This is a genomic window from Devosia aquimaris, from assembly GCF_020169335.1.
Classification (GTDB): Bacteria; Pseudomonadota; Alphaproteobacteria; order Rhizobiales; family Devosiaceae; genus Devosia; species Devosia aquimaris.
Genome location: NZ_JAIEZN010000002.1, coordinates 767,360 through 782,328, shown reverse-complemented (window position 1 = coordinate 782,328; position 14,969 = coordinate 767,360). Strand labels below are relative to the sequence as shown.

17 protein-coding genes are annotated in these 14,969 nt (G+C 62.7%); 9 read left to right on the top strand and 8 right to left on the bottom strand.

The features are described 5' to 3' along the window. Nucleotides 1-30 precede the first annotated feature (30 nt). Nucleotides 31-1,623: an ABC transporter substrate-binding protein gene (locus K1177_RS16730; RefSeq protein WP_224705054.1), complete on the bottom strand. Its 1,593-nt coding sequence runs from the start codon at nt 1,621-1,623 to the stop codon at nt 31-33. Between the two features lie 248 nt (nt 1,624-1,871). Here K1177_RS16730 and K1177_RS16725 point away from each other — a divergent pair, with 248 nt between their 5' ends. Next, nucleotides 1,872-2,246, top strand: coding sequence for a VOC family protein (locus K1177_RS16725; protein ID WP_263574989.1), 375 nt, complete (start codon nt 1,872-1,874; stop codon nt 2,244-2,246). Between the two features lie 52 nt (nt 2,247-2,298). Then, nucleotides 2,299-3,237, top strand: a complete 939-nt coding sequence (locus K1177_RS16720; protein ID WP_224705021.1) for an aldo/keto reductase — start codon at nt 2,299-2,301, stop codon at nt 3,235-3,237. A 90-nt stretch (nt 3,238-3,327) separates the two neighbouring features. Here K1177_RS16720 and K1177_RS16715 read toward each other — a convergent pair whose 3' ends face one another. The 3 genes from K1177_RS16715 to K1177_RS16705 form a co-directional block, all read right to left on the bottom strand. After that, the gene (locus K1177_RS16715; protein ID WP_224705019.1) at nt 3,328-4,266 is read right to left on the bottom strand and encodes a Gfo/Idh/MocA family protein; all 939 of its coding nucleotides are present in this window, start codon (nt 4,264-4,266) and stop codon (nt 3,328-3,330) included. Between the two features lie 72 nt (nt 4,267-4,338). After that, entirely contained in the window at nt 4,339-4,686 is a 348-nt protein-coding gene (locus K1177_RS16710; protein WP_224705017.1) for a VOC family protein, read from the bottom strand. Nucleotides 4,687-4,743: 57 nt separating this feature from the next. Continuing rightward, nucleotides 4,744-5,997: a glycerate kinase gene (locus tag K1177_RS16705; protein WP_396120237.1), complete on the bottom strand. Its 1,254-nt coding sequence runs from the start codon at nt 5,995-5,997 to the stop codon at nt 4,744-4,746. Nucleotides 5,998-6,108: 111 nt separating this feature from the next. On the opposite strand from K1177_RS16705, the gene K1177_RS16700 reads away from it, so the two are divergent. The 5 genes from K1177_RS16700 (at nt 6,109) to K1177_RS16680 (ending at nt 8,904) form a co-directional block, all read left to right on the top strand. Next, the gene (locus K1177_RS16700; protein ID WP_224705015.1) at nt 6,109-6,801 is read left to right on the top strand and encodes a DUF1045 domain-containing protein; all 693 of its coding nucleotides are present in this window, start codon (nt 6,109-6,111) and stop codon (nt 6,799-6,801) included. Next, on the top strand, nt 6,798-7,928 hold the full coding sequence (locus K1177_RS16695) for an alpha-D-ribose 1-methylphosphonate 5-triphosphate diphosphatase (RefSeq protein WP_224705013.1): 1,131 nt from the start codon (nt 6,798-6,800) through the stop codon (nt 7,926-7,928). The genes K1177_RS16700 and K1177_RS16695 overlap by 4 nt, the downstream gene beginning before the upstream one ends. A 3-nt stretch (nt 7,929-7,931) precedes the next feature. After that, a complete protein-coding gene (gene phnN / locus K1177_RS16690; RefSeq protein ID WP_224705011.1) occupies nt 7,932-8,498 on the top strand; it encodes a phosphonate metabolism protein/1,5-bisphosphokinase (PRPP-forming) PhnN in 567 nt (188 codons plus the stop codon). A gap of 66 nt (nt 8,499-8,564) precedes the next feature. Then, a complete protein-coding gene (locus K1177_RS16685; RefSeq protein WP_224705009.1) occupies nt 8,565-8,714 on the top strand; it encodes a hypothetical protein in 150 nt (49 codons plus the stop codon). Continuing rightward, nucleotides 8,707-8,904, top strand: a complete 198-nt coding sequence (locus K1177_RS16680; RefSeq protein ID WP_224705002.1) for a hypothetical protein — start codon at nt 8,707-8,709, stop codon at nt 8,902-8,904. The genes K1177_RS16685 and K1177_RS16680 overlap by 8 nt, the downstream gene beginning before the upstream one ends. A gap of 44 nt (nt 8,905-8,948) precedes the next feature. Here the strand turns inward: K1177_RS16680 and K1177_RS16675 are convergent, their stop codons facing one another. Then, nucleotides 8,949-9,170, bottom strand: coding sequence for a hypothetical protein (locus K1177_RS16675; protein ID WP_224704994.1), 222 nt, complete (start codon nt 9,168-9,170; stop codon nt 8,949-8,951). Between the two features lie 512 nt (nt 9,171-9,682). Between K1177_RS16675 and K1177_RS16670 the strand changes: the two genes are divergently transcribed. After that, on the top strand, nt 9,683-10,729 hold the full coding sequence (locus K1177_RS16670) for a LacI family transcriptional regulator (protein ID WP_224704992.1): 1,047 nt from the start codon (nt 9,683-9,685) through the stop codon (nt 10,727-10,729). A 15-nt stretch (nt 10,730-10,744) separates the two neighbouring features. On the opposite strand, the gene K1177_RS16665 is transcribed toward K1177_RS16670, so the two are convergent. Together K1177_RS16665 and rirA are read right to left on the bottom strand one after the other, a co-directional pair. Beyond that, a complete protein-coding gene (locus K1177_RS16665; protein WP_224704991.1) occupies nt 10,745-12,559 on the bottom strand; it encodes an ABC-F family ATP-binding cassette domain-containing protein in 1,815 nt (604 codons plus the stop codon). Nucleotides 12,560-12,825: 266 nt separating this feature from the next. Then, nucleotides 12,826-13,287, bottom strand: coding sequence for an iron-responsive transcriptional regulator RirA (rirA, locus tag K1177_RS16660; protein ID WP_224704990.1), 462 nt, complete (start codon nt 13,285-13,287; stop codon nt 12,826-12,828). A gap of 210 nt (nt 13,288-13,497) precedes the next feature. Here rirA and K1177_RS16655 point away from each other — a divergent pair, with 210 nt between their 5' ends. Next, nucleotides 13,498-13,833 (top strand): integration host factor subunit alpha, encoded by a 336-nt coding sequence (locus K1177_RS16655; protein WP_224704988.1) that lies wholly within the window; start codon nt 13,498-13,500, stop codon nt 13,831-13,833. Nucleotides 13,834-13,905: 72 nt separating this feature from the next. On the opposite strand, the gene K1177_RS16650 is transcribed toward K1177_RS16655, so the two are convergent. Further along, nucleotides 13,906-14,961 carry an ABC transporter ATP-binding protein gene (locus tag K1177_RS16650; protein WP_224704986.1) on the bottom strand — a complete coding sequence of 352 codons (1,056 nt, stop codon included), beginning with the start codon at nt 14,959-14,961 and terminating at the stop codon, nt 13,906-13,908. Nucleotides 14,962-14,969 lie beyond the last annotated feature (8 nt).

The window sequence follows — 14,969 nt, the reverse complement described above, 5'->3', positions numbered from 1 at the left end:
GGGTTAACCGGCGCCGCCAGGCCTCATGGCTTATTCGGCAACGTCGACGTTGTCGAAGCGGTGCATGGCCAGCGGATCCATGGTGTAGCCGATGACCTTCTTGCTCATGGGCATGTAGATGGTCGAGTGCGCCATCAGGAAGGCGGGCTCTTCACGGGTCATGACTTCCTGTGCCTTGGTGTAGATCTCGGCGCGCTTGGCCGGATCGGTCTCGAGCACGCCCTGCTTGATCAGCTCTTCGAACTCAGCGTTGTTCCAGATGGAATAGTTCTGGGTCCCGATGGCCGCAGCGCCGAACAGCACGGCAAAGAAGTTGTCCGGATCACCATTGTCGCCGCCCCAGCCGATCTGGAAGGCGCCGGGACGATCTGACTTGGCGCCGTCGATGCGGTACTGCGTCCATTCCACGGTGTTGATGGTGGCCTTGACGCCAACCGCAGCCCAGTCCTGCTGAATGATCTCAGCCGACCGTGCAAAGCTCGGGTTGTAGGAGCGGGCGCGGTCCGAAGCCCACAGCTCGATCTCGGTCACGCCCTTGGCAGCCAGGATTTCCTTGGCCTTTTCGGGGTTGTATTCCTGCTCGGGCGTTGCGGTGTTGTAGGACCACATGGTGGGCGGGATCAGGTTCTTGGCCGGCTCGGCATTGCCGGCGCCGAACAGGGCTTCAACCAGCGCGGGCTTGTTGATGGCCATGCTGAGCGCCTTGCGCACTTCCACGTCATCGGTGGGCGCAACAGTGGTGTTGTAGCTCATGTAGCCGATGTTCAGGCCAGCCTGGTCCATCACCACCAGATCCGGGTTCTCCTTGAGGGAGGCGATATCGGTCGGGTTGGGGTAGCTCATGATGTCGCATTCGCCAGCCAACAGGCGCTGGGTGCGCGCGGTGGTGTCGGGCGTGATGGCGAAGATCAGGTCATCGAGTGCAACCTTGCCCTTGAAGTAGTCGGGGAAGGCGGAATAGCGGATCACCGAATCCAGCTGGTAGTCAACGTACTGGAACGGGCCGGTGCCGATCGGCTTGGCAGCGAAATCGGCGGTGTTGCCCGAGGCAGCCAGCTGGTCGGCATATTCCTTGGAAACGATGGACGCAAAGTCCATGCCCAGGTTGGCCAGCATGGGGGAGTTGGGCGTGTTGAGCACGATCTTGACCGTCAGATCGTCCACCTTGACCACTTCCTTGATGTAGGAAGGCATGGCCATCGCTTCGTAATATTCATACTGGCTGTCGGCCAGATAGGCGTTGAACGGATTGTCCTGCTTGAACTGGCGCTCAAACGAGAACACCACGTCGTCCGCATTCAGATCGCGGGTGGGCGTGAAATAGTCGGTGGTGTGGAACTTGGTGCCCGGATGCAGGTGGAAGGTGTATTCCAGCCCGTCCTCGGAGATTTCCCAGCTGTCAGCCAGACCGGGCTCGATGGCGGTTTCGCCATGCTTGAACTCAACCAGGCGGTTGTAGATGGTGCGGGACGAAGCGTCGAAGTCATTGCCGCCGGTCGCCATGGCCGGATCGAAATGCTTGGGGGACGCTTCCGAGCAGTAGATCAACTGCTTGGCCTGGGCAGCACCGGCTGCGAGCGCGATGATGGCGGTTGCCGCCAGCAGGCTTTTCATCAATTTCATGATTGTTATCTCCCGAAAGTTCTATGCGCCACCGGTTTGCCATCCGGAGCTTGGCGGTCAACAAAGCCTAGAATCCGGGGGAGTGCAATGGGGGAGTTTGACCATTTGGTCAATTGGATGACAGGCAAAGCCCTCTTCCACAGGATTGGACGGATTTGCTTGTAACGGTTCGGTGGGCACTTCACCCCTCTTGACCGCAGAGGCCCGGCTGATGCTCCCTTGCCCGCATGACAAAATCTATCGCAACAATGACTCTTGTGGTCGCCGATTATGATGCGGCGATCGTATTTTATCGCGACCAGCTCGGTTTTGCCCTTTTGACCGACACCGACATGGGCGGCGGCAAGCGCTGGGTGCTGGTGGGGCCCAGGGATGGCGGCGGCACGCGGCTGCTACTGGCGCGGGCCGACGGACCAGCGCAAATGGCCGCCGTCGGCGACCAGACCGGCGGGCGGGTGATGGGCTTTATCGAAACCGATGATTTTGCGGCCGAGCACGCGGGCATGCTGGCGCGGGGCGTGGTCTTCCGCGAGGCGCCGCGCCACGAACCCTATGGCACAGTTGCGGTTTTCGAAGATCTCTACGGAAATCTCTGGGACCTGATTGAACCGCGGCCACAATAGTACCAGATCAGCCCTCTAGGGTTGATCAACACAATCAGAATGGAGAGCTCGCATGGACCGCCGCCCGATCGGACGCAGTGAACTTGTCATCGAACCGCTGGTGCTGGGAGGCAATGTCTTCGGCTGGACGGTCAATGAAGAACAGGGCTTTGCAATTCTGGACGCCTTTGTCGAAGAAGGCTTTACCGCCATCGACACCGCCCAGGGCTATCCAAACTGGGTGCCGGGCAATCCGCCGGGCCTGAGCGAGACCATCATCGGAAAATGGATGAAGGCGCGCGGCAATCGCGAGGCCGTGCACATTTTCACCAAGGTCAACTCGGCCAATGAAGCCGGCGGGCTTTCGGCGACGCAGGTAGCCAAGGGTTTCACGGATTCCCTGGCGCGGCTGCAAACAGACTATGTCGACGTCTATTTCAGCCACTGGCCGGACCCCAAGACCAGCCATGAGGAAACGCTGACCGCCTATGATCCCATGGTGCGCGCCGGCAAGGTGCGTGTCCTGGGCGCATCGAACTACACCGCGGACATGGTCAAGGCGGCGCAGGAGACGTCGGTCGTCAAGTCGCTGCCACGCTATGAGGTTCTGCAGCCGCGCTACAATCTCTATGACCGCGCCGAATTTGACGCCCTGCGCGACACGGTCATCGCCCAGGAGATGGGCACGGTAGTCTATTACAGTCTCGCCTCGGGCTTTTTGACCGGCAAGTACCGCAGCGAGGCCGATTTCGGCAAGTCGCAGCGCGGTGGCGGCATGGCCAAGTATCTCGACGCGAAGGGCAAGGCTATCCTGGGGGCTCTCGACGAGGTCGCCGCGGCCCATGATGCAACGCCGGCCGAGGTGTCGCTCGCCTGGCTCGTTGCCCAGCCCGGGGTGACGGCGCCGATTGCCTCAGCCACCTCGGTCGAGCAGGTCAGGAGCCTGGCGCGCGGCGTGCGCCTCAAGCTCACCGACGACGAAATCCAGGCGCTGACCAAAGCCGGCGAGTAGTCAGCTCCGCAAGAAACAAGAAGGCCCCCGGAACGGCGTTTCCGGGGGCCTTTGTCGTCTCAGGGCTTCAGCGGGCGCAAGCGCCCGACATTACCATTCGAAATCCGGGCCGGTGACGCGGGCACCCATCAGGAACACGTCGCTCATCAGGCGCAACGGCGCCGCATCGACATCGCTCCGACCGGCATCCAGCAGATCGGCAAAATGGTCATACATGGCGCCATATTCGGCGTCGCCATGCTTGAGCACCAGTTCGTCGTTGATGCGCAGGCTGCGACCGCCCCCCTCAAGGCGCAACACGTCACCCGTTCCGGTCTCGAAACGGATCGTCCAGATCTCGCCGCTCTCCTCCAGCCAGTTGAAGCCGGCCGATAGCTCAGGCTTGTGGGCCTGACCGGACTTGAAGGTGATCTCGACATCAATCGGGGTCTGCCGGTTGGCCGGGAAGGTCAGCTTGCTGGTGCTGACAAAGACCGGGAAGGGCATGACCTTGGTGAAGATGGAGAGCGCATTGATACCGGGGTCGCAGACACCAAACCCACCGGGCTCCCAGACCCAGTCCTGACCAGGATGCCATTTGCGCACGCTTTCGCGCCAGTCGATGCGGGCGGACACCACGCCCTGCTCCGCCAGGATCGCCTTGGTGCGGTCGACGGCCGCGTTATACTGGCTGTGCCAGGTCTGATAGAGCACACGCCCTAGCCGATCGGCATGGGCGATCAGGTCGTCCAGCTCGGAGATCGTCGTGGTGGGCGGCTTTTCCATCATCACGTCCTTGCCGGCGTCGAGCGCCTCGCGGACATATTGGTGGCGAATCCCGGGCGGCGTGCAGATGGAGACCAGAGAGACTTCAGGCATGGCCGCAAACAGCTCGCCCGGCGTCTTGAACACAGGCACGCCATTATGGCCCAGACCGCGGGTCGATACCGTCGCAGCCAGCTCAAAATCCTCGGATTGATCGATCACCGGCAGGTGCTGATCCTGCGCGATCTTACCCACGCCAATGACGGCGATCTTGCGTTTGGCCATTGTCTGGCTCCTAAGGAAAAGTCGCGCGTATAGAGCAGACGGGACCAGTGTCTGCCAAGTCTATTTGTATGATTATTTTGGCGGCTCCCAAAGCTCTATCGGATTGCCTTCCGGATCGTGAATGCGGGCAAAACGCCCGGTTTCCGGCGTGTCCCACTCGTCGGGCCGGGTTTCGATGACAATGCCGGCCGCATGCAGCGTGTTGAGCAGTGCGTCGAGATCATCCACGCGCAGGTTGATCATCCATTGACGATCGGCCGGGAAATAGTCGGTGTCAGCCTTGAAGGGGGCAAAGATCGTCATGCCAGCATCCTGGCTCCAGAAACCGGGGATGCCCAGGTGCTGTTCGTACCATTGGCCCAGGGCTGCCGTATCGCGGGCCCGGAAAAACACCCCACCAATTCCTGTAACCCTGGCCATGGCAGCCCCCTTGAGACCTTGATGGGGGAGCAAGCTATGCCAGCACGCCACCTTTGACTAGCGAATGAGAATGGCGCGGAAGTCGTTCACATTGGTGCCGGTCGGGCCGGTCATCAACAGACTGCCAATTGCCTGAAAGGCGCCATAGGCGTCGTTGTTGGCCAGCGCGGCCAGGGGATCGATGCCCGCGTGGCGCAGACGGGTGGCGGTTGTACCATCCACCATGGCGCCGGCATTGTCCTGGGAACCATCAATGCCATCGGTGTCGGCGGCGAGCGCTGTGATCCCGGCAACGCCATCGATGGCGATGGCCAGAGCAAGCAGGAATTCGGCATTGCGCCCGCCCCTACCCTGGCCACGCAGGGTCACCGTGGTCTCGCCGCCGGACAGCAAGACCACGGGCTTGGCGAAGGGTCGGTTGCGAACGGCAATCTCGCGGGCCATGGCCGCGTGCACCTGGGCCACATCCCGCGCCTCGCCCTCAATGGAATCGGAGAGGATCGCGGCCTCGATGCCGTGCTGGCGGGCCAGGGTCGCGGCGGCCTCCAGCGATAGGGCCGCAGAGGCAATGGTCCGCACGCTGTTGCTGGCGAAGCCGGGGTCATTGGCCGTTGGGGCCAGATTGTCATCGCCGGCAAGCAGCGCCTGGGCGTGCGGCGGCAGCACGATGCGATAAAGCGAGACATATTTGCGTGCCAGGGCACGGTTCCCGGCCAGGGGGATGGTGGGGCCGGAGGCGACCAGCGCCGGATCGTCTCCGGGCACATCGGACACCACGAGCGTCGCCACGCGGGCCGGGCGGCAACGCGCGGCGAGGCGACCGCCCTTGATGGCGGAGAACTGGTTGCGCACCAGGTTCATCACCCCGATGGGCGCGCCCGAGGCCAGCAGCGCCCTGTTGATGGCCTGCTCATCGTCCAGCGTCAGGCCGGGAGCCGGCGCAGGCAGCAGGGCCGAACCGCCACCCGAGATCAGCGCCACCACCAGATCGTCGGCACTGAGGCCGGAGACGGTCTCCATGATACGGCGGGCCGCGAGAAATCCGGCCTCGTCGGGCACGGGATGGGCCGCCTCGACGATCTCGATGCGCTCGCAGGCTTCAGCATAGCCGTAGCGGGTGACCACCAGGCCGGTAAGCGGACCATCCCAGGCCTCCTCAAAGGCGCGCGCCATCTGTGCGGAGGCCTTGCCGGCGCCGATTACGACGGTTCGTCCGCGCGGGCGCTCGGGCAAATTCTGGCGAATGCCCATGGCAGGTTGCGCCTGGGCCACTGCGGTGTGGAACATCTGCTCGAGCAGGCTAGTGTCCATTGTCTGTCTCGCCTTGCGATTCGCCGCGGGTGTAGATAGCCAGCATCAGGGGCACCCAGGGTGTCAAACCCCTGACACACTAGCGCACTAGCGGCAGGGCAAGGAGTTCCGATGACCGAACGATTCGCGATTTACTACGCCCCATCCGCCACAAGCAATCTGTGGGAGCGGGCCGCCACCTGGCTGGGCCGAGACGCCGCAAACAACGAGACGTTCAATGGTCCGGTCGCGGGCATTGATCGGGACCGTCTGCTCAACCTCACCCAGTCCGCCAATCGGTACGGCTTTCACGCCACGATCAAGGCGCCGATGGCGCTGGTTGAAGGCGCGACCGAGGCCGAACTGCGTGCTGCACTGACGGCCTTCGCCGCCAGGCACCAGCCCGTGCCCCTGGGCAGGCCACGGCTGGAATCGCTGGCCGGCTTTCTGGCCCTTCTGGTCGACGAGAATGAAGCCCTGCAGGATTTCGCCGCCTATGTGGTGGAAGAGTTCGACAGCTTCCGCGCCCCAATGAGCGTCAAGGACCGGGCGGCGCGCGCCGGGCGTGGCCTTACGGAACGGCAAACCGAACTGCTCGACGCCTATGGCTACCCCTATGTGTTTGAGGAATTCCGCTTCCACATGACGCTCAGCGACAGGCTTGGCGAGACCGATGGCGCCGAGATCGGCCGGGCGGCGGCCACCTGGTTCAAGCCGGTGCTGGAAGAGGCGCTCGTGCTCGACCGGCTCAGCCTGTTCCATGAGCCGGACACCGGCAAGCGGTTCACGCGCATTGCCGATTTCAAGCTGGGCGAGACCGAATGACGGGTTTCGCGCTGCGCAATGCCCGGCTGGTGCTGGGCGACCGTGTGGTCCAGGGCAGCCTTGCCCTGGGCGATGGGATGATCAGATCCATCGATGCCGGCCCCAGCCATGCGGGCGAGGATATGGAAGGCGACTTCCTGATCCCAGGCCTGATCGAGCTGCACACTGATCACCTGGAGAATCACTATCGCCCGCGCCCCGGCGTGTTCTGGGACCCCATGGCGGCGCTGCATGCTCATGACGTGCAGGTTGCGGGCTCGGGCATCACCACGGTTTTCGACTCGGTGCGCGTGGGCTCGGACACCGACATGCCGGAGATGGGCAGCCATGTTGCCAAGCTGACCTCGGCGATCGCCAGGGCCGGTGAAGAGGGCTGGCTGCGCGCCGAGCATCTGGTGCATCTGCGCTGCGAACTGCCCAGCCACGATGTAATCGAGCAGTTCGAGGCCCATGCCAGCCACAAGCAGACCCGGCTGGCCTCGATGATGGACCATACGCCCGGGCAGCGGCAGTTCCGCACACTGGAGGCCTACAAGCGCTTCTACAGCATCGGGCGGACCCCCGAGGAACTCGACAGCTATATCGCTGACCGGCTGGCCGACCACGCGCGCTATTCGGCGCCGCACCGCGCCCATATCGTGCAGCGGGCAAGCGAGCTGGGGCTCGCCCTGGCCAGTCATGACGACGCCACCCTTGCTCATGCCGAGGAGGCGATTGCCGATGGCGTGGCTATTTCGGAGTTTCCCACTACGCTGGAGGCCGCCGCGGCGGCGCATGATGGTGGCCTGTCCATCCTGATGGGCGCGCCAAATGTGGTGCGCGGCCGATCGCACTCTGGCAATATCGCGGCTACCGATCTGGTGCGGGCGGGACTGTTGGACATTTTGAGTTCGGACTATGTGCCCTTCGCGCTGCTGCAGGCCGCCTTTGTGCTGCCGCAGCAGGTGGAGGGGCTGAGCCTGCCCGAGGCTATCGCCAAGGTGACGCTCAATCCGGCGCGTGCGGCGGGTCTGGGCGATCGCGGAGAAATTTCCGTGGGCAAGCGGGCAGACCTTGTGCAGGTCCGCCTTGTGGGCGATCTTCCGGTGGTGCGCAGCGTGTGGCGGCAAGGCAAAAGGGTTAGCTGACATATGGCGCGACCGCTCGGTTCTCTGGTCCTGGTCGTTGGTCCCTCAGGGGTTGGCAAGGACACGCTGATCGATGGCGCCAGCCGGGCCCTGGACAATGACAAGCGGTTTGTCTTTGTGCGCCGGGTGGTGACGCGGCCCGCCGATATCGAGCTGGACGAGCACGACCCTCTGCCCCCCGATGATTTCGCTCGCGCCGAAGCGGCTGGTCGCTTCTGCCTGGCCTGGGACGCCCATAATCTGCGCTATGGCCTGCCGATCAGCGTCGAGACCGACATTGCGCTGGGCAAGACGGTTGTGGCGAGCGTTTCTCGCCATGTTGTGGCAGAGGCGATGGCCAAGTATCCCGCCTGTGCGGTGGTGCTGGTGACAGCAGAGATTTCGCTGCGGGCAGAGCGTCTGATCGCTCGCGGCCGGGAAAGCCGGCAGCAGGTGACATCACGCCTGGCGCGGGAAACGGCGGCCGTGCCCAGCGGGGTCAATCCCATCATCATTGACAATTCGGGGTCGCTGGCCATCGGCGTGACGGCCTTTGTCATGGCGCTCCGCGCCATCGCTGCCCAAGAATAGACATGCTTTGCGTCCCATTGGGACCATTGACCGACAATGCATGTTATTTTGGAAACAGGAGTTCGCATGAGCCGCAATGGACTTTACGCTGTTATCGCCATCCTGCTGATCGCAGTGGTTGGCTTTGGCATCTACAGCTACCAGCAGCAACAGGCCCAGCCGAGCCTTGAAGTGAAGGTAGACGAGAACGGGATTTCGATCGATGGCAATGGCTGACAAGGACAACGCGCGGCGTAGCATCATCTCGGCCGCCATTACTGCTGAACTCGCCCGACAGGCAGACGCGGGGGCGGAGGGGTTCGATGTCGAGGCAATTGCTGCGGCCGTCGATGCCGCGCTCGACGCGCCCGAGCGAATCGACGAGGGCAAGCGCCCCAGCGAACTCAACGCGACAAATGATGACTAGATGAGGCGGTGCTGGTGCGTGAGACGCGCCAGCACCAAGTCTCCTCAGGCGGCCGGCGAGAGCCCGTCCCGCACAGCCCGCGACACGGCCACATGGGCCAGCTCGACAGAGGCAAATTCCTGACCATCGATGGCAAAGGCCGGCAGCTTGACGGCGAGGAAACGGTAGCCATCGCCGTGCGGCACGACAACGCCCAGCGGCTCACCGGCAACTTCGATGACGATCGGCTTGTGGGCCTTGGCCCGATCTAAATTACTTTCCAGCATGGGTGGATGCTCCACTTGCGCGTCGTGACGACTGGTCGGACAGGAGAACTCTGCTCCATCCGGGCCGACAACGCTGGGGTCTATCGAATGTTTGAGACGAAGGTGTGACGGATCACATTCGTTTGCAGCGACAGGTCCCTTGCCAGCGTTTTACGCCGCGCATTTGGGTGCGTACGAGCGCAAGACCGGCATGGATGGTGAAGCAATGGGATGTATTCATCTTCAGTCCTTTCCTGCGGGTGGGTGGCACGTACACTGCATCGCCATCTGACGATGCATGGGCAAGATAGGCGCGTTCGCAGCCGAAAGCTAGGGCGTGGCAAACCACAGAATGCAGAAAAGACGAAAAAGCCTGCTCGACTTTCGTCGCAGAACACCAAGCCGTCGCAATCTGGCGTGGTTCGCCAGATTTGTGCCATAGGTCTGCTTTGCTTGAACTGTGACCGACAATCTGGTCATGTCACCTGCGCAAGCGTGATCGCCATTTGCCGGCGATGCGAGAGGTATCAGTGGTGTCGGACGACGAACTGCCGAAAATCAGCAAGCCCAAGCGCGGCGCCAAGCCGTCCGGCAAGCCCACGCTCAAGACCATAGCCCAGATGACCGGATTCGCCGTGACCACCATTTCGCGTGCGCTCAACAATGCGCCCGAACTGGCGCAGGAAACGCGTGACCGCGTGCAGAAGATTGCTGCCGAGATCGGCTATCTGCCCGACCGCGCAGCGCTGCGCCTCAAGACCGGTAGGACCAATGTCATCGCCCTTGTGCTTGAGCCGGACGAGCAGATTTACGGCTTTGGCACCTCGATCGTGTCGGGGCTGACCGAGGCTCTGCGCGGCACGGCCTATCACCTGGTGATCATGCCGCTCTTCCGCAACGTGCAGCCGATGGAGCCCGTCCGGCATATCGTGCGCAATCGCATGGCCGATGGCGTGATCTTCTCGAAGGCCGAGAGTTTTGACGAACGCATCCGCTTTCTGATCGACAACGACTTCCCTTTCGTCAGCCATGGCCGCAGCCGCTGGCCGGAGGCGCATCCGTCTGTCGACTTCGACAATGAGGCCTATGCCTATGGCGCCACGCTGCGCCTGGCCGCCAAGGGGTGCCGGCGGATATCCACCGTGCTTCCCGATAGCGCACTGACCTATACTGACCACCTCAAGGCGGGCATTGCGCGGGCCGCGCAGGAGGCCGGGATCGCCTATGAGTTTGCCGCGGACGTGAACCTGGGCAGCGCCAGCGATGCCATCCGCAACTATGTGATCAAGCGAAGCAAGCGACCCGACGGCCCTGATGGCTGGGTTTGCGCATCGGAGGTTTCGGCGCTGGCAGTGATCAGCGGCATCGGCGAGGCAGGCCTAACCGTGGGTGGCAACGCGCATGTTGTGACCAAGCAATCCACGCAGATGTTTGCGCAGTTCCAGACCGGAGCCGAGACGGTGGTCGAGGATTTCACCGAGTCCGGCCGCAACCTTGGCGCGCTGCTGCTGCGGCGCATTGCCGGCGAAACCGGCGACCTCAGGGCGCTGGCACAACCGGTGTTCACCTGGGCTGACTAGCCTCGGAGGCTGATGTCAGCCTTCGAGTTCCTCCCGCAGGATTTCCAGTTCCATCCACTGTTCCTCGGCCGCCGCCCGCTTGGCCTCGGCCGCGATCAGGGCCTGTGACTTCTCGGCAAAGCCCTTGGGGTCGCGTGTGTAAAAATCCGGCTTGGCCAAGGCGGCGTTGATGGCCTGAATTTCCAGTTCGAGCTTTTCGATCTGGTCAGGCAGCGTTTCAAGCGCGTGCTTTTCCTTAAAGCTCATCTTGCGCTTGGCGGTTGCTGGCGCAGGAGCGATCGGGGCCATGGACGTCTTGCCGGGGCGATGGGCCTTTGCGGCGGCGCGTGCCTGTACCCCCTCGCCACGCTGGATCACCATGTCGGAATAGCCGCCGGCATATTCGGTCCAGTTGCCATCGCCCTCGGCAATGATCACGGAGGTGGCGACGCGATCGAGGAAGTCGCGATCATGGCTGACCACCACGACGGTTCCCGCGTAATCGCTGACCATTTCCTCGAGCAGGTCGAGGGTTTCGAGATCCAGATCGTTGGTGGGCTCGTCCAGAACCAGAAAATTGGAAGGCAGCGACAGCAGGCGCGCCAGCGCCACACGGGCGCGTTCGCCGCCCGAGAGCTTGCCGATGGGCGTATTGGCCTGCTCGGGCGTGAACAGGAAGTCCTTCATATAGCCCACGACATGCTTGGGCTGGCCATTGATCTGCAGCGTATCTGAGCCGCCCCCCGTGAGCGCGTCGCGCAGGCGGGTCTCGGGGTCGAGCTTGGCGCGTCCCTGGTCGAGCATGGCCAGTTCCAGCGCAGAGCCGAGCTTGATCGTGCCGCTGTCGGGCTGGAGCATGCCGGTGAGCATCTTGATCAGCGTGGTCTTGCCAGCGCCATTGGGACCGACGATGCCGATCCGGTCGCCGCGCAGGACGCGGGTGGAAAAATCGCCGACGATTGTGCGGTCGCCATAGACCTTGGTGATATTCTCGGCCTCGACGACCAGCGCGCCGGAGGTGCGGCCCTCGGACACCTGCATGTTCACCGCGCCGGTGACCTTGCGCTGTTCGCGCCGATCCTGCCGCAGGCCGGCCAGCCGCTCCGTACGACCGACATTGCGCTTGCGCCTTGCGGTAACGCCATAGCGCACCCAATGCTCTTCGCGCACGATCTGACGATCAAGCTTGTGGCGGTCGCGCTCTTCTTCTTCCAGCACCTGATCGCGCCAGGCTTCGAACTCGCCAAAGCCCTTGTCGAGACGCCGCGTCACACCACGATCGAGCCAGACGGTGGAACGGGTGAGGTCGCTGAGGAAGCGCCGGTCGTGGCTGATGAGCACCATGGCCGAGCGCATAGAGTCGAGTTCGGACTGCAGCCATTCAATCACCGGCAGATCAAGATGGTTGGTCGGCTCGTCCAGCAGCAGGATATCGGGCTTGGGCGCCAGAACTCGCGCCAAAGCGGCGCGACGACCTTCGCCACCCGAGAGAGTGCGGGGATCCTCGGTGCCATTGAGGCCGAGCGAGCTCAGCAGATATTGCGCACGGTATTCATCGTCGCCTGGTCCCAGTCCAGCCTCGACATAGGCCAGCGTGGTGGCATAGGCGCTCAGGTCGGGCTCCTGCGGCAGATAGCGCAGCGTGGCACTGGGTTCAACGAACCGCACGCCGGCATCATGGCCCACTTCGCCAGAGGCTATCTTGAGCAGGGTCGACTTGCCCGAGCCGTTGCGGCCAACCAGCGCGATGCGCTGGCCGGGTGAAACGATGAGTTCTGCCGACTCCAGCAGGCGCGTGCCGCCAAAGGTCAACTGGATGTTTTGAAGCGAAAGAAGGGGTGCTGCAGCCATGTTGGCGGATAGAGCATAGCCGAGAGGCAAAGGGAAGCTGGTTCGCGGGACTATGGGCCCTGCCCGGTTGGCGTGACATCACAAATAAAAAGGCCGACCAGGGCGTTGAGGACCCGGGCCGGCCTGGGGAGACGGCAGCAGCAAGCCCCGCCTGTCGACGCGACATCCAGTTGAGTCCGCAAGGGCTCAGGACGTGCGCGTTCGATGGCTCAGACTAGAGCACGATTAAATATGATTGTCAAACTCATATTTGTTTGACGGTACCCTCAGTGCATGGGCGCGGACACAGCCTCGATCGCCGTCAGGCCCAGGCGATCCCGGATCGAGCGCTTCTTGCTGGCAAGGTCAGCCACGGTATAGCCCGCCAGGACCTCAAAGAATGCGCCGAGCGCTTCACGCAGCGCGCCATTGAGGTCGCACTCCCCCACCAGAGGGCAATCAGAGCCATCCTCGAAGCACTCGGCCAGCGCGAAGCTCTCTTCGGTCAGCCGGATGATATCGAGCAGGGTGATGTCTTCGGCCTTCTTGCCCAATCGAATGCCGCCATGTCGACCGCGCACGGTCGCCAGCAGCCCAGCCTCGACCAGCGGCTTGATCAGCTTGAACAGGAAGAGTTCGGAGATGTTGTAGGCCTTGGCCACGTCGGCCACCCGGCTGAGGTCCGGCTCGTTGACGGCACAATAGACCAGGGTACGGATGGCATAGTTGGACTGACGGGTCAGACGCACATTGAACCTCTTAGCGGTCGCCACCGGGGCGACTCGAACACGCCAAATAAACGCACCGATCCAGATCGATGCCGCGCCCGTATCTTATAACCATTCTAAGCTATGTCAACGAAACATGATGCAGTCATTCATATTTAATAGCAGTCGGTTGCCACTGGACAGCGATTTAAATTCTGCTAATGGATTTAAAGACTGGGAGGGTTATCGACGTTGAGTAAGACAATCACGCGGGCGATGCTCGCGGAAGCAGCGGCGCGGCGGACGGGGATGCACAAGTCCGACATCGCGCCATTTGTGGACAGCATGTTCGCCCATATGGCTGCCGCCCTGATGGATGGCGAGAATGTCAAATTGACGGCATTCGGATCGTTTCAGGTGCGCAAGCGCGCTGAGCGCCTGGGGCGCAATCCCCGCACGGGCGAGGAGCACAAGATATCGCCGCGCCAGACCGTGGTGTTCACGCCCAGCGCACAGCTGCGCGAGACGCTTGATGCTGTGGAGTTGCCCGGGCCAGAAGCCAAGGCGAAGGAACCCTTCGGCCGCTAGGAGATGCGCAGGATCAGCGCGGCATGGCCAGGATGCGGCCGGGCCATGACGAGCTGATCTCAACGCAATTGGTCAGTGCAGGGCGCGCCCTTTGTCATCGAACAGATGCACGCCATGGTCTGGCAAGCCGATATGGATGGTGTCGTGCAACTTGAGATCGGGCGCACCGTCCAGCTTGACGGTGATCAACTCGCCGCCGGGGAGCTCGACATAGGCCAGCGCATATTCGCCGAACTGTTCGATCACCGTCAGGGTGCCAGTAAAATGCGCCGCTGTGGGTGATGCCAGGTGGAGATGCTCGGGGCGAACACCCAAGGTGCGGGCATTGGAGAGCTGGTCATGCGCCAGGGTGAGGATCTTGCCACCCGGCAGGCTCAGGCCATCGCCGGCCCGCTCAACAGGCACGAAATTCATGCGCTGGCTGGCAATGAAGCCGGCCACGAAGGTGTTGACCGGATTGGAATAGAGCTCAAGCGGGCTGCCCACCTGTTCAATCCGCCCTGCATTGAGCACCACGATGCGGTCGGCCAGCGTCATGGCCTCGACCTGGTCGTGCGTCACATAGATCATCGTCGCGTCGAGCGTGTCGTGCAGCTTGGCGATTTCGATGCGGGTCTGGGCGCGCAGCGATGCGTCCAGGTTCGAGAGCGGCTCGTCGAAGAGGAACACCTTGGGATCGCGCACAATGGCACGACCGATAGCAACGCGCTGACGCTGGCCTCCCGATAGGGCCTTGGGCATGCGCTCAAGATAGTCTTCGATCTGCAGGATTCGCGCGGCGGCGCGCACGCGCTGATCCACCTCGGCCTTGGGGGTCTTGGCCAGTTTGAGGCCGAACGCCATGTTGTCGTAAACCGTCATGTGCGGGTAGAGCGCGTAGCTCTGGAACACCATGGCGATGCCGCGCTTGGGCGAGGGCACATCGTTGACGCGCACGCCACCGATGGAAATGTCGCCGCCGCTGATGGGCTCAAGCCCGGCGATCATGCGCAACAGGGTCGACTTGCCGCAGCCGGAGGGTCCGACGAAGACGACGAACTCGCCGGACTTGATGTCGAGGTCGACGCCATGGACGACCTCAACCGAACCGTAGGATTTGCGTATGCCGCGCAGGGACACGTCAGCCATGGGAATCT

Bases quoted from the DNA above. Each gene is read 5' to 3' on its own strand.
- K1177_RS16730 (WP_224705054.1), bottom strand. From the start codon at position 1,623: ATGAAATTGATGAAAAGCCTGCTGGCGGCAACCGCCATCATCGCGCTC.
- K1177_RS16725 (WP_263574989.1), top strand. From the start codon at position 1,872: ATGACTCTTGTGGTCGCCGATTATGATGCGGCGATCGTATTTTATCGC.
- K1177_RS16720 (WP_224705021.1), top strand. From the start codon at position 2,299: ATGGACCGCCGCCCGATCGGACGCAGTGAACTTGTCATCGAACCGCTG.
- K1177_RS16715 (WP_224705019.1), bottom strand. From the start codon at position 4,266: ATGGCCAAACGCAAGATCGCCGTCATTGGCGTGGGTAAGATCGCGCAG.
- K1177_RS16710 (WP_224705017.1), bottom strand. From the start codon at position 4,686: ATGGCCAGGGTTACAGGAATTGGTGGGGTGTTTTTCCGGGCCCGCGAT.
- K1177_RS16705 (WP_396120237.1), bottom strand. From the start codon at position 5,997: ATGGACACTAGCCTGCTCGAGCAGATGTTCCACACCGCAGTGGCCCAG.
- K1177_RS16700 (WP_224705015.1), top strand. From the start codon at position 6,109: ATGACCGAACGATTCGCGATTTACTACGCCCCATCCGCCACAAGCAAT.
- K1177_RS16695 (WP_224705013.1), top strand. From the start codon at position 6,798: ATGACGGGTTTCGCGCTGCGCAATGCCCGGCTGGTGCTGGGCGACCGT.
- phnN (WP_224705011.1), top strand. From the start codon at position 7,932: ATGGCGCGACCGCTCGGTTCTCTGGTCCTGGTCGTTGGTCCCTCAGGG.
- K1177_RS16685 (WP_224705009.1), top strand. From the start codon at position 8,565: ATGAGCCGCAATGGACTTTACGCTGTTATCGCCATCCTGCTGATCGCA.
- K1177_RS16680 (WP_224705002.1), top strand. From the start codon at position 8,707: ATGGCTGACAAGGACAACGCGCGGCGTAGCATCATCTCGGCCGCCATT.
- K1177_RS16675 (WP_224704994.1), bottom strand. From the start codon at position 9,170: ATGCTGGAAAGTAATTTAGATCGGGCCAAGGCCCACAAGCCGATCGTC.
- K1177_RS16665 (WP_224704991.1), bottom strand. From the start codon at position 12,559: ATGGCTGCAGCACCCCTTCTTTCGCTTCAAAACATCCAGTTGACCTTT.
- K1177_RS16650 (WP_224704986.1), bottom strand. From the start codon at position 14,961: ATGGCTGACGTGTCCCTGCGCGGCATACGCAAATCCTACGGTTCGGTT.